This is a genomic window from Pseudoalteromonas rubra (assembly GCF_004212645.1).
Taxonomy (GTDB): Bacteria; Pseudomonadota; Gammaproteobacteria; order Enterobacterales; family Alteromonadaceae; genus Pseudoalteromonas; species Pseudoalteromonas rubra_G.
In genome coordinates this window covers 1-13,856 of sequence record NZ_PPUZ01000008.1, presented here as the reverse complement: position 1 = coordinate 13,856, position 13,856 = coordinate 1, and the positions used below count along the sequence as shown (strand labels likewise).

The window sequence follows — 13,856 nt, the reverse complement described above, 5'->3', positions numbered from 1 at the left end:
TTTACTGAGTCAGTCTGTAGATCAGGTATTAAAGTGACGGAAGTGGCATCTGGATGCAATGAAAAATATGCAGTGAGTTCTGAAAGTGTCTACACAGGGAGGTAGATCAGATTAACGCAGGGGAATGAATATCCCCTGCGTGGACGGGTTTACAGGCCCAGTTTCTTTTCCAGGTAGTGGATGTTGGTACCACCGTTTTGGAAGTTTTCGTCCGCCAGAATTTTCTTGTGCAGCGGGGTATTGGTTTTAATACCGTCAATCACAAGTTCATTCAAAGCGTTACGCGCACGGGCAATGGCCACGTCACGGTTTTCACCGTAAGTGATCAGTTTACCGATCATGGAGTCATAATGCGGCGGAACTGTGTAGTCTGCATAGATATGGCTGTCCCAGCGAATGCCCAAACCACCGGCCGGATGGAAGCGCGTGATCTTGCCTGGAGACGGAATAAAGCTCACCGGATCTTCCGCATTGATACGACACTCAATGGCATGACCACGGATCACAACATCATCCTGCGTGATAGACAGCGGCTGACCTGCAGCAATTTTCAGCTGTTCTTTGATTAGGTCAACGCCAGTCACCATTTCAGTCACCGGATGCTCTACCTGAATACGCGTGTTCATTTCAATGAAGTAGAACTCGCCGTTTTCGTACAGGAATTCGAACGTACCGGCACCACGGTAACCGATTTCGATACAGGCACGAGTACAGCGATCACCAATGAACTTACGCATTTCTGCGGTAATACCCGGTGCCGGTGCTTCTTCTACCACTTTCTGGTGACGACGCTGCATTGAGCAGTCACGCTCGCCCAGGTGAATGGCGTTGCCCTGACCATCAGCCAGTACCTGTACTTCGATATGACGTGGGTTTTCAAGGAATTTTTCCATGTAAACCATGCCATTACCAAAGAACTGCTTGGCTTCTTGCTGAGTCAGCGCGATGGAGTCTAATAACTCTTTTTCGCTCCGTACCACACGCATACCGCGACCACCACCACCACCGGCAGCTTTGATGATCACCGGGTAACCGATACGCTTAGCGATTTGGACGTTACGCTCGTTATCTTCAGTCAGCGGGCCGTCAGAACCGGGTACACACGGGACGCCGGCTTTACGCATCGCTTCAATGGCAGATACTTTATCACCCATCAGGCGAATGGTGTCGCCTCTTGGACCGATAAAGACAAAGCCGCTTTGCTCAACTTGGTCGGCAAAATCGGCATTTTCAGACAGGAAGCCATAGCCCGGGTGGATGGCAACCGCATCGGTCACTTCTGCCGCAGCGATGATACGAGGAATATCCAGGTAGCTCTCGCTGGCAGCGGGTTTACCGATACAAATGGTTTCGTCTGCAAGTAGCACGTGTTTGAGGTCACGATCGGCAGTTGAATGCACTGCAACCGTTTTAATCCCCAGCTCCTTGCAGGCACGCAATACGCGAAGCGCAATTTCGCCTCGGTTTGCAATGACTACTTTATCTAGCATAGTGTTAACCTTCCAGGGGCGTTATTCAATAATGAACAGAGGTTGATCAAACTCAACCGCGTCGCCATTCTCAACCAGGATCGCTTTTACAACACCGGCTTTGTCAGATTCGATTTGGTTCATCATCTTCATCGCTTCAACGATACACAGTGTGTCGCCCACGTTAACTTTTGAACCCACTTCTACGTAAGCCGCAGCCGTTGGAGAAGATGCTGAGTAGAAAGTACCTACCATAGGTGATTTTACCTGATGGCCGGCAGGTGTGTCGCTGGCCGCAGCTGGTGCTTCGGCGGCTGGTGCTGGAGCAGGGGCTGCTGCAGGCGCAGGTGCCGCTGTTGGTAATGAGTATTGCTGTGGCTGAGCAATGACCGGCGCGCTGCTGTGACGGTTGATACGTACCGACTCTTCACCTTCGGTGATTTCCAGCTCAGCAATGCCTGATTCTTCTACTAATTCGATAAGTTTTTTGATCTTGCGAATATCCATAACTTGACCCGCCTGTTAGTTAATTTGAGTTATCTTGTTTGCGCAGCTTGGCTACGGCCGCCATTAATGCCGCCTCGTAGCCCAGCGCACCTAATCCACATATCACGCCCTGTGCCACATCCGAAAAGTAGGACTTGTGGCGAAAGGGCTCGCGTGCATAAACATTTGATAAATGCACTTCATAAAACGGAATGCTGACGCTCAGTAAGGCATCTCTCAGAGCAACGCTGGTGTGCGTAAATGCCGCCGGATTGAAAATGATGCAATCAACACGGTCATATTGCGCATGAATATGCTCGATCAGCTCGGCCTCACTATTGCTCTGAAAGTGACTGAGTTCAACATCATAATTTACTGCGCTTTGCGTCAGGCTCTGCACTATGTCTTTTAAGGTCCGTGTGCCGTACTTTTCGGGCTCGCGTCGGCCCAGCATGTTCAGGTTGGGGCCATTCAGGACTAAAATCTTTAAATTTGTAGACATAATGCGTGAAATTCCTTTATTTAGAAAACAAAGCGACTTTTTTCGAAAAAGACCTTGTTAACTTAAGCGTATGCACAGTAAATAGCAAATATTTCTCACGTTCGTGAACTATTATAGAGAGTTCAAGGTAAATAGCAGCAAAATACTGGTCTAATCAGCATAGGAAGAGACGAGACACAGAGGTAAATCTTCAGGCCTCTGTGTCGTGGGGAGCAATTCATTCGCTAAAAAGCAGGTTACAGTACGTATTGGCGCACTTTTTCGAGGTGAGCAGCGAACTCGTCGGCACCCTGGAATCCGGTTACGCGTAGTTCTGGGATCTCGTTACCCTGGGCATCAAAGAACAAAATGCTGGGCAGACCGAATACCGTAAATGCTTCCATGATCTCTATGGTGGTGTCGTTACTTTCGGTCAGATCGAGCTTTAACGTATCGAAGTAGGCAAACTGCGCCTGTACCTGCTCGGTAGGGAAGGTGTATTTTTCAAACTCTTTACAGGCCACACACCATTCGGCATACAGATCTACCATGGCGATTTTACCGTTACTGTTGGCTTGTTCTACCGCCACATTCAGCGCAGCCAGGTCGTCCAGCAGTCTGAAGCCTTGCTTGGTTTCATTTTGTACCACGCTTGTCTGGGCTGTTTCAGGGGCCGGGAAAACCACGCTTCTGGCTGTCAGCAAGCCAACTACGAATAAGCTGGTTGCCATTGCCCAGAGCAGGGTTTTGCCTTTGCCTTGTGCCTGACCACTTTGCCAGTGGTGCAAATACAAAGCGGTCGCCACCGCCAGCACAGACGCCAGTCCCAGAATGATATTAAAGTCGAGGATCCGCTCCAGCAGGATCAGCGGCACAAACAGCATGACAAAACCAAACAGGGTTTTGACCTGCTCCATCCAGCCTCCGGCTTTGGGCAGTAATTTACCACCTGAAGTACCCAGCAGCAGCAGCGGCAGACCCATCCCCAGGCTCAGTGCATACAATGTCAGGCCACCGACCATAAAGTCACCACTTTGGGCGACATATAATAGTGCCGCGGATAAGGGCGCTGTGGTACACGGGGAAGCGATCAGACCGGATAAGACGCCCATAGAGAACACGCCAACATAATTACCGCCACTTTGTTGGTTACTGATCTCGGTCAGCTTGTTCATCATACCGCTGGGCAGTTTGATTTCGTACCAGCCGAACATGGCAAAGGCCAGCAACACAAACAATAAACTAAAGCTGATAAGTACCGCCGGGTGTTGCAAATAGCCCTGCACCTGGCCACCAAAATAGGCCACCACTAAGCCAAGCGCGGCATAGGTTACGGCCATGCCCTGAACATAAACAAAAGACAGGCTGAAGGCCTTTTTGGTCGACAAATGTTGCTGCCCGGCGATAAGGCTAGAGAGGATTGGAAACATCGGGAACACGCACGGCGTAAACGCCAGGCCCACACCTACCGCAAAAAACACCGCCAGGTTGGTGAGCAGTGATTGCTGCGCCAGTCGTTCCGTGAAGCTTAAATCGTCGCTATTTGCGGATGCAGCCTCGGGCTGGCTGGTCGCTTTGGCGGCTGGGGTTGCATCAGCATCACCGCCACTGACGAGCACAGTTAAAGGTACTGTGATCACTTCGGGCGGGTAACACAGCCCGGCTTCGGCACAGCCCTGATAGCGAATTTTGACGACTGCACCGTCGGTGATGTTACTGAGTCGGGAGATCACGGCAAACTGGTCAAAATACACTTCGGTTTTGCCAAAGAATTCATCTTCGATCATTTCGCCCTGTGCATATTCGGGCACTGAAATGTCAGCCCCTTTGGCGATGATCTCCAGTTTCTTCTTATATAAGTAGTAGCCAGGCGCAATATCCCAGCCGGTAAACAGCACTTTGCCCTGCTGGTCGAAGTCGAACTTAAACGCTTCTTCAACGGGTAAAAACGTTTGCTGCTTGGGAGCGAGCAAGCTATCGAGCACAGTGGCATTGCCTGCCGCCTGGCTGCTGGTGCTTAGCAGCATCAACAGGGCGGTCAAAACGGCCAGTATGCCGCTGGGTAAAAAGCGCGTCAGCATTCGCATTAATTCAGTACCTCATCAATCCAGTTAAAATAGTCCCGCGATCCAGCACAGACTTCGATGACCTGAATTTCAGGCACATCGTATTGGTGCAAACGGTGAATGGTCTCCATGACGGCGTCGACCAAGTCAATATGCGTTTTAATCATTAACTTATACTCGCTGTCCTGCATGACCTCACCCTGCCACACATAGATGGACTCAACGTTTGGCAAAATGTTCACACAGGCTGCCTGTTTATTTGCCACCAAATGCCTGGCAATGTCTTGGGCCTGCGCATGAGTGCCACAGGTGGTCATGACCAATCGGTAAGGCGTCGTCATGGTTATCCTTTCACTTGAGCTAAATTTGCTCTAGTGTAACCAAACATGCCGGGTATCCCAAGCGCTTCACCTGTCGTTTCAGCGCATTAGTCGTGTGCTTTGCCGTGCCTGAGGCGCGGGCTTGAAATAAGACCCGAGGACCCATACATCTATTTCAGTTATTTTGGAGATCCTATGTTTAAAGTCCTTTTTCTACTCTTTATTGTTATTCCCATCGCTGAAATAGCCCTGTTACTACAAGTCAGTGAAGTCATCGGCGGATTTGCCACCCTGGCACTGGTGATCCTGACCGCGGTGTTTGGGGCACGCCTGGTTAAGCAGCAAGGCCTGGGTGCCTACGCCAACGTGCAGCAACAAATGGCACGCGGCCAGTTACCTGCCAGCGATCTGTTTGCCGGTATTTGTGTGATCATTGCCGGTGTATTACTGATGACGCCGGGGATCATGACCGATGTATTGGGCTTTATGCTGCTCACGCCGGCCATTCGCCAGAAATTAGCCAAGGCGCTGCTGCAACGTGCCACCGTGCAGGTGCAAAGTGGTGGTATGTTCAGCCAGCACACCACACAGCAACAAGAGCAGCAGTTCGACCCGTTTGCCGGTCGTTCTTCTGGTCATGGCCAATCGCAGCGTGATGAGGGGAATACCACGTTAGAAGGCGAGTTTAAGCGCAAGGACTAAAAAAATTTGAAAAAAATGCTTGGGTTTTGATTTGCCCATCCCCATAAAGTGAAGCAACTTAGAAATTAATTAGTTAGCCCCTTGTAAACAATTAAGTTTGAGCGGGCAAACATCTTACACTATGTATTCTGTCATTGTTCAGAAACTGTTAGGAGAACTAAACACATGAACATTCGTCCTTTACATGATCGCGTTATTGTTAAGCGTCTTGAAGAAGAAACTAAGTCTGCTGGCGGTATCGTTTTAACTGGTTCTGCTGCTGAAAAATCAACCCGTGGTGAAGTGATTGCAGTAGGCAACGGCCGCGTGTTGGACAATGGTGAAGTGAGAGCATTACAGGTTAAAGCGGGCGACACAGTCTTGTTCGGCTCGTACGTTGAGAAAACAGAAAAAATTGAAGGTCAGGAATACCTGATCATGCGCGAAGATAACATCCTGGGCATCGTAGAATAAGCCTGGTCGTCGCACTCAACATTTAACGGTTAATCGAAAAGAATTTAGAGGAATAAATATCATGGCAGCTAAAGAAGTTCGTTTTGCAGGTGATGCCCGCACTAAAATGCTTAAAGGCGTAAACGTACTGGCAGACGCAGTAAAAGTAACTTTGGGTCCAAAAGGCCGTAACGTAGTACTGGATAAGTCATTCGGTGCCCCTACTATCACTAAAGACGGTGTATCTGTTGCAAAAGAGATCGAACTGGAAGACAAGTTCGAAAACATGGGCGCACAAATGGTAAAAGAAGTCGCGTCTAAAGCAAACGATGCGGCGGGTGACGGTACTACGACTGCAACGGTACTGGCACAAGCTATCGTGAACGAAGGCCTTAAGTCAGTGGCTGCGGGTATGAACCCGATGGATCTGAAGCGTGGTATCGACAAAGCTGTGATTGCAGCGGTTGAAGAGCTTAAAGCGCTATCTGTTCCTTGTTCAGACGCTAAAGCGATTGCTCAGGTAGGTACTATCTCTGCAAACTCTGACAAAGAAATTGGTGACATCATTGCAGAAGCAATGGAAAAAGTAGGTCGTGAGTCTGGTGTTATCACAGTAGAAGAAGGCCAGTCACTACAGAACGAATTAGACGTTGTTGAAGGTATGCAGTTTGACCGCGGTTACCTGTCTCCTTACTTCATCAACAATGCTGAAAAAGGCCAGGTAGAACTGGACAACCCACACATTCTGTTGGTTGACAAAAAAGTATCTAACATCCGTGAATTGCTGCCAACTTTGGAAGCTGTTGCCAAAACCAGCAAGCCTCTGCTGATCATCGCTGAAGACCTTGAAGGTGAAGCGCTGGCGACTCTGGTTGTGAACAACATGCGCGGTATCGTAAAAGTTGCAGCGGTTAAAGCTCCAGGCTTTGGTGACCGTCGTAAAGCAATGCTACAGGATATTGCTATCCTGACTGGCGGTACAGTTATCTCTGAAGAGATTGGTCTTGAGCTTGAAAAAGCAACGGTTGAAGACCTGGGTACTGCGAAGCGCGTTGTTATCACTAAGGATGACACCACTATCATTGATGGTGCGGGCGAGCAGGAAGGTATTGATGGTCGCGTTGCGCAAATCAAAGCACAAATCGAAGAAGCGACTTCAGATTACGACAAAGAGAAACTACAAGAGCGTATGGCTAAACTGGCCGGCGGTGTTGCAGTGATCAAAGTCGGTGCCGCAACTGAAGTTGAAATGAAAGAGAAGAAAGACCGCGTTGAAGATGCCCTGCACGCAACCCGTGCTGCGGTTGAAGAAGGCGTAGTACCTGGTGGTGGTGTTGCATTGGTTCGCGTTGCGAGCAAGATTGAATCACTGACAGGCGACAACGAAGATCAGAACCACGGTATTAAAGTTGCGCTACGCGCGATGGAAGCACCGCTACGTCAAATCGTATCAAACGCGGGTGACGAAGCATCTGTGGTTGTTAACGCAGTGAAAGGCGGCGAAGGTAACTATGGTTACAACGCAGCGAACGGCCAGTACGACGACATGATCGAAATGGGTATCCTTGACCCAACTAAAGTAACACGCTCTGCACTACAGTTCGCAGCGTCTGTTGCTGGCCTGATGATCACCACGGAAGCCATGGTTGCGGAAATTCCGAAGGAAGAAGCAGCTGCTGCACCTGACATGGGTGGCATGGGCGGTATGGGTGGTATGGGCGGCATGATGTAGTAAAAATCGGCCCGAATCGCTTTTTAGAAAAACCCTAACAGTTTGATGTTAGGGTTTTTTTATGTCTGGAATTTGTTAAAGCTTCATCATTTTAGGGGTATAAAGTGGGGTATCGATTTAACGTCCATGTGTTGCTTCTGGAGTAGCTTGCACAAAAGGAAATGGGTTTGTTCAGTGTGGGCCCGTTGTGATCGGCTAATTTTTCTCAAAACTTTGCCCTGTGCAGTTGAACTAGGACATAGCTTTGAGCACCACACATTAAATTTAACCTTTTGTTTACCTCCTGGTTTTGTGTTGGTATTCTGGGAAGTAAGTGATTTTGGTCGTTGTGGGGTGTTTACCTCCCCATTTTGATGGGGAATGAGGTTTCTCTAGAGGGAATAAAGTGCTAGTTCGTAATTTGAAAATCGATGATTTTGAAGACTTTGCTAGTAAAAAGAGCGGGTTGGTTTTTCACGCCACAACTCTGGAAAATTATAAATCGATATTGTCTTCTGGGGGGCTGATTGCCAATTTAGATGGCTCTCGAAGTTCAGTGTTTGGAAATTCAAACGGTTTCTTTCGTTTACGATCTTGCGTGTCGTTTTTTGATTATCGCAATTTAGACGACAAGAAAGTATATCAGCACTTGTATAAGTGTATTCCTATAAATATTGCTCGAGAGCATGCTGCAATGGCTGTGTTAGTTCTATCGAAAGATGCATATTCAAACCTGCAATTATGGACTGCCTGGGAGCAGGAAAAAGCATATTCTCTAAAAGTGGTACAAAGAATTGAAATTGGTTACCCAGACTTTGTGCCGATGAGTAGCATCGACAAAGTACTCATGGTGAGTTTCACTAGTTAACAGAAATTTGAAAGTGGGTCACAACGCTTGGTGCTTTCACTTTAAGCAAGTTTAGTGTTTATAGCGCAGAGGTTTAGGTTGGGTGGTTCGTTGTGTACATCTTAATTTAGCATTATGTTTTTTGGAATCTCAGGAACTCCATCTCACTCGTTTTAAGGAAAAAGAATGAAAATAAAAAGCGCCCGTATAAAAAACTACAGACTGTTAAAAGATGTTAGCTTGACTCTAGATGACAGAGCAACCCTTATTGTTGGGCGCAATAATACGGGTAAAACTTCTCTTGCTGAAATATTTCGAAGCTTTTTAAATCCGGCTGGAGTTAAAGTCCGTTATGAGGATTTTAATCAGTCCTGCTTAGCTGGTTTTAATGAGGCTTTAAATGCCTATAAAGCTAACCGAGAAGATGAAGAAATTCGTCCTCTAATACCAACGATAGAGTTAGAACTGCGAATCGATTACAAGGATGACGAGCACGACTTTGGATCTTTAGGTGATTTCATAGTTGACCTCGACGATACATTATTCGAAACCTGTGTATTGGTTTCCTATCAGTTAAAAGGTGGAAAGATTAAGGAATTTTTTCAGGATTTAGATATCGCTAATCGTAAGAAATATTTTTCTGAATTAAGAAACCTTATCAATCAGCATTTCGAAACCGCTATATATGCCATTGAACCTACTAATTCTGGCAATAAAGTCAGGCTGGAGTTTTCAGCATTTAACCGATTGATATTGTCAGGTTTGATAAACGCTCAACGCGGACTTGATGATGAAACTCATAGTGAGCGAGATGTTCTTGGTAAATCATTGGGAAATATTTTTAAAAGTGCTAACAGCACTGGAGCGCCTGAGGCATTTAAAGCTAAGTCTGAAGAGATCAATAAAGTTGTAGAAGAACTGCAAGAAAAAGTCGATACTGATTTTCAAGGGAAAGTTAAATCGCTTTTGCCAACACTGAATATATTTGGATATCCTGGCTTGAAAGATCCAAACTTAAGTGCAGCTACGGAGTTGAATGTAAAGTCACTTCTGGAGAGCAATACCAGAGTGTTTTACGAAGGCGATGACCACTTTACTCTGCCTGAAACCTACAATGGTTTAGGTATCCGAAATTTGATTTTTATTCTCTTTCGCATCTATGAGTACTTTAGAGAGTTTCAGTCCCAGCCCACTCCTCCGAAAGGGCATTTAATCTTCATTGAAGAACCGGAAGCGCACCTTCACCCACAAATGCAGGAAGTATTCATTCGGCAGCTTGAGGAAATAGTCGGAGAGTTTCAAAAACAACTTAACGACGGAAAGTTGTGGCCAGTTCAGTTTGTGGTCAGCACGCACTCTTCCCATATTGCCAATGAAGTAGATTTTAGCAAAGTGCGTTACTTTTTATCTAAGAGTGGAAAAGAAACTAAGGTAAAAGACTTGGGAGAAGCGTTTGGCAGCGAAGATGTCAAGGAAGACAAGGAATTTTTGCACAAGTACTTAACACTGACAAAATGTGATCTTTATTTCGCGGATAGGGCGATTCTTATTGAAGGCGCTACTGAAAGAATTCTTCTGCCCGAGATGATCAAAAAAGTGGATGATTTGAAACAGTGCGGTTTGCGCAGAAAGTATATGTCTGTAGTCGAGGTGGGCGGCGCATATGCTCATCATTTTTATAAATTCATTGATTTTCTTGAACTTAAGACATTGTTCATTACTGATTTAGATTCAGTAAAGAAGACCGAGGGTGAGAAGAGAGCAACCTATCCGGCTTCCTGTGTGAGTGAAGGTACACATTCAAGTAATGCAGGCCTGTCAAATTGGTTTGGTATGAAAGGGTATGCAAGTTTAGATGATATTAGTGCCAAAGAAGAGAACTCCAAAGTTTCAGGATGTCGGAGATTAGCATTTCAGATCGACGAAGATGAAAAAGCTCTATGCGGACGTAGCTTTGAAGATGCTTTTATTTTGGCCAATGTAAATCTATTCGGTTTACATGATTTAGAAGGGGTAGAGTTGGAGCGTCGCGTTTTTGAAAGAGCTAAGGATATAGGAAAAGATAGCAAGGCTAATTTTGCCATTGAGTATTCTATTAAAACAACAGATTGGGTCGTGCCTAAATATATTTGTGAAGGGTTAGAGTGGCTAGATAGCGATGATGCAGTCAAAGCGGAGGAGGCTTAGCCATGACAAAGATAAGCCCAGCCGAGCAGGCTTCTATCGAGGCGTTGGAGAAGCTCAGAAATTGTATCAACAAACACCAGAGTTTCCGTTTGGAAGCTGGTGCAGGTGCGGGAAAAACCTATTCTTTGATTGAGTCGATTAAGTATCTGATATCCAATCGTGCAGATGAATTTTTAGGTAATCGGCAGCAGATTGCTTGTATTACATACACAAACGTCGCAAAAGATGAAATAAAGGATAGAACGGACCATCATCCTGTTATTTTTGCAGATACAATTCACGCATTCTGCTGGAATATACTTCAACACTATCAGGTAAAGCTCCGAGAGTACCTCCCGAAGCTAGGTGAAAAATGGCTACAGCGAATAGATGAGGCAGGGGGCGTTACCGAGCAAGTGGTTAAGTATGATCTTGGATTTCCTGCGATTAATGAATATGAGATAAATTTGCACCATGATGATGTAATCACGTTGATGGCTCATATACTTGCTTATCCAAAATTCCAGAAGCTATTAAAAAGCAAATTCCCGATAGTATTCATTGATGAATATCAGGATACCGATATCAAGCTAGCTGAAAGTATTGTCTCCAACCTAATTAACAATGACTCTGGTGTAGTTATCGGTTTATTCGGCGATCACTGGCAAAAAATCTATGGCTCTTCGGCTTGTGGTTTGATATCCAGTGACAAAGGAAAAATAGTAGAAATCGGAAAGAAAGCAAACTTCCGATCAGACAAAAATATAGTCAGTTGTTTAAACAGAATGAGACCTGACCTCCCCCAAGCTGAATCAGAACCAGACTCAGAAGGAGTGATAAAAGTTTTCCATTCCAATGATTGGGTAGGTGTACGGAGAGATGGTTCAGGTGGTGGGCATTGGAAGGGGGATCTTCCAGAAGATAGTGTAAGAGAACATGTAGAGAAAACGAAAAAGTTAATGCGTAGAGACGGATGGGATTTATCTCCTGACAAGACGAAAATCCTTTTCTTAACAAACAATCTCATCGCCAGTGAACAGAACTTTAAGAATCTATCGGACTGTTTTCGTTACACAGATGATTATCTCAAAAAAAATGACAAATATATCCAGTTTTTTCTTGACGTGATAGAACCTACAGCACTTGCATACGAGCAAAAGCTGTATGGTGAACTATTGCAAATCAAAAAGAAAAACCATCCACAGTTGAAATGCCAAGCTGATAAAACTGAGTTGATTAACAATCTAGGGAAAGTAATGCATGCAAGAGCCAATTCTACTATTGGCGACTTGCTGGATCTTTTGATGAGAACTAAGATGCCAAGGCTTTCGTCAAAAGTAGAAGAGGCTGAAACACGATATAAGGAGCTTACATCAAAGTCTAATGATGAACTGGAAGAGAGTGAATTGAGATTTGTTGACAAGCTCAGTAAGTTGCGCGCTGTAAAGTATTTAGAGGTTGTAAACCTGAGTGAATACATCGATTCAAAGACGCCCTTCTCTACGAAACACGGTGTGAAAGGCGCAGAGTTTGACAATGTACTTGTCGTTTGTGGTCGCGGCTGGAATCAATATAACTGGAACCAGATGTTAGAGTGGATGGATGGAAACTACCCTAAAGATAAGCAAGGTACATTTGAACGGAATCGCAACTTGTTTTATGTCAGCTGTTCGCGAAGCAAGCACAATCTATCTCTGCTGTTTACACAGGAGTTATCTGCAAAATCAATTGAGGTACTTGAGCGGATATTTGGTAAAAACAACGTGCTAGGTGATCCGATTGGAGCTTAGTAAAAGTCTTAAGGGATGATTGGAGTTCAACATGTTCTCCTCACATGAGGGTGTTCATAATTCTGTGTCAGCCTACTGAGCTCAAAGCTCGATGTAGTCATCTAAGCGCCCTGGAAAGTGGATGGCCATCTGCGACAGCGTGAGATTCCAGTTCTGGATAGGGTGCGTCCAGCGCTCTTGAGCCTTAAGTATACCGGCATAGAGTAGCTTTAGTAAGCTGTTTTCATTGGCAAAACCGCCCTTGGTTTTGGTCAGCTTCCGGAACTGGCGATGTACAGCCTCCACGGCATTTGTCGTGTAGATAGGCGTTCTCACGTAATCCGGGTACTTGAAGTAAGCGCTGAGTGTCGGCCATTTACAGCGCCATGATTTGATGACCAAAGGGTATTTTTCACCCCACTTGGCTTCCAGTTCGTCCAGCGCTATTTCAGCAGCATTTAGGGTTGCAGCCTTATAAACGCATTTGAGATCCGCCATGAAAGCCTTTTGGTTTTTGGATGCCACGTATTTGAGTGAGTTACGGATCTGGTGAACGATACAGTGTTGGATCTCTGTGTTCGGATAGATGGTTTCAATGGCTTCAGGGAAGCCTTTGAGGCCATCCACGCAGGCAATCAGGATATCTTTAACGCCTCGATTATTAAGGTCGGTCAACACGCTTAGCCAGTGATGGGCACCTTCCTGGTCTGAAAGGTAGAGGCCTAAAAGCTCCTTTTTGCCTTCGATGTTGAGAGCCAAAATGGTGTAGATGGCTTTACTGACATAACGTCCGTTTTCTTTGATCTTATAGTGAATGGCGTCAAGCCAAACAATGGGATATATGGCTTCCAAATCACGTTCACGCCAAGCCTGGAGCTCAGGCAGTAGCTTGTCTGTTACGGCATTAATAGTACCGTTGGAAATAGATATATCGTACATATCGGCGATGTGAGCGCGGATATCCTGGTAGCTGTTACCCAAGGCAAACAGCGCAAGAATCTTACGTTCTAAGTCTTCGGTCAGATGGGTTTGGTGCTTTTTCACCAACTGCGGCTCGAAGGTGCCTGCTCGGTCACGAGGCGTCTCAAGTTCAAATGCACCAGTGGGCCCTTTGACCGTTTTAGTGGATTTACCGTTCTTACGATTGGGCTCGGAGCTTTCGGCTAAGTGGTTTTCCAACTCAGCCTTCATTGCGGCTTCAGTGAGCTGTTTTATCAACGGGGTGAGTGCTCCATCTTTACCAGTGAGGTTTTTGCCGTCCTAGAGCGCTTTCAATACAGAATCTAAATCAAATTTTTGTGTAGTCATGGGTCATTTCTCTTTTTGTATCTTAACTTATCGAAATGACACAGAAAATTGAACACCACCTAGAAAGAAAGGGGTATGGTACTGGTCAAGTCCAACCGG

Annotated in this window: 11 protein-coding genes and 1 pseudogene; 6 read left to right on the top strand and 6 right to left on the bottom strand. The window is 45.9% G+C overall.

The window, feature by feature from the left end; translation table 11 throughout:
- Positions 1 to 149: 149 nt before the first annotated feature.
- The 5 genes from accC to cutA all read right to left on the bottom strand — a co-directional run bounded on the left by accC (position 150) and on the right by cutA (position 4,843).
- Positions 150 to 1,490 carry an acetyl-CoA carboxylase biotin carboxylase subunit gene (accC, locus tag C3B51_RS03510; protein WP_125716975.1) on the bottom strand — a complete coding sequence of 447 codons (1,341 nt, stop codon included), beginning with the start codon at positions 1,488 to 1,490 and terminating at the stop codon, positions 150 to 152.
- Between the two features lie 21 nt (positions 1,491 to 1,511).
- Positions 1,512 to 1,976 carry an acetyl-CoA carboxylase biotin carboxyl carrier protein gene (accB, locus tag C3B51_RS03505; protein WP_130244191.1) on the bottom strand — a complete coding sequence of 155 codons (465 nt, stop codon included), beginning with the start codon at positions 1,974 to 1,976 and terminating at the stop codon, positions 1,512 to 1,514.
- Between the two features lie 19 nt (positions 1,977 to 1,995).
- On the bottom strand, positions 1,996 to 2,457 hold the full coding sequence (gene aroQ, locus C3B51_RS03500) for a type II 3-dehydroquinate dehydratase (RefSeq protein WP_130244190.1): 462 nt from the start codon (positions 2,455 to 2,457) through the stop codon (positions 1,996 to 1,998).
- A 236-nt stretch (positions 2,458 to 2,693) separates the two neighbouring features.
- Positions 2,694 to 4,523, bottom strand: a complete 1,830-nt coding sequence (locus tag C3B51_RS03495; RefSeq protein ID WP_130244189.1) for a protein-disulfide reductase DsbD — start codon at positions 4,521 to 4,523, stop codon at positions 2,694 to 2,696.
- Positions 4,523 to 4,843, bottom strand: coding sequence for a divalent-cation tolerance protein CutA (gene cutA / locus C3B51_RS03490; RefSeq protein ID WP_130244188.1), 321 nt, complete (start codon positions 4,841 to 4,843; stop codon positions 4,523 to 4,525). The genes C3B51_RS03495 and cutA overlap by 1 nt, the downstream gene beginning before the upstream one ends.
- Before the next feature lie 174 nt (positions 4,844 to 5,017).
- Between cutA and C3B51_RS03485 the strand changes: the two genes are divergently transcribed.
- From C3B51_RS03485 to C3B51_RS03460, 6 genes are all read left to right on the top strand, one after another.
- Positions 5,018 to 5,524, top strand: coding sequence for an FxsA family protein (locus tag C3B51_RS03485; RefSeq protein WP_130244187.1), 507 nt, complete (start codon positions 5,018 to 5,020; stop codon positions 5,522 to 5,524).
- Positions 5,525 to 5,689: 165 nt separating this feature from the next.
- Positions 5,690 to 5,977, top strand: a complete 288-nt coding sequence (locus C3B51_RS03480) for a co-chaperone GroES (RefSeq protein WP_054014887.1) — start codon at positions 5,690 to 5,692, stop codon at positions 5,975 to 5,977.
- Between the two features lie 61 nt (positions 5,978 to 6,038).
- Entirely contained in the window at positions 6,039 to 7,688 is a 1,650-nt protein-coding gene (gene groL, locus C3B51_RS03475) for a chaperonin GroEL (RefSeq protein ID WP_010383738.1), read from the top strand.
- A 385-nt stretch (positions 7,689 to 8,073) separates the two neighbouring features.
- Entirely contained in the window at positions 8,074 to 8,535 is a 462-nt protein-coding gene (locus C3B51_RS23765) for a hypothetical protein (RefSeq protein WP_206076590.1), read from the top strand.
- A gap of 165 nt (positions 8,536 to 8,700) precedes the next feature.
- Entirely contained in the window at positions 8,701 to 10,701 is a 2,001-nt protein-coding gene (locus C3B51_RS03465) for an ATP-dependent nuclease (RefSeq protein ID WP_130244186.1), read from the top strand.
- Between the two features lie 2 nt (positions 10,702 to 10,703).
- Entirely contained in the window at positions 10,704 to 12,470 is a 1,767-nt protein-coding gene (locus tag C3B51_RS03460; RefSeq protein WP_130244185.1) for a UvrD-helicase domain-containing protein, read from the top strand.
- Positions 12,471 to 12,551: 81 nt separating this feature from the next.
- On the opposite strand, the pseudogene C3B51_RS03455 reads toward C3B51_RS03460, so the two are convergent.
- A pseudogene (locus C3B51_RS03455) lies at positions 12,552 to 13,757 on the bottom strand (IS256 family transposase).
- Positions 13,758 to 13,856 lie beyond the last annotated feature (99 nt).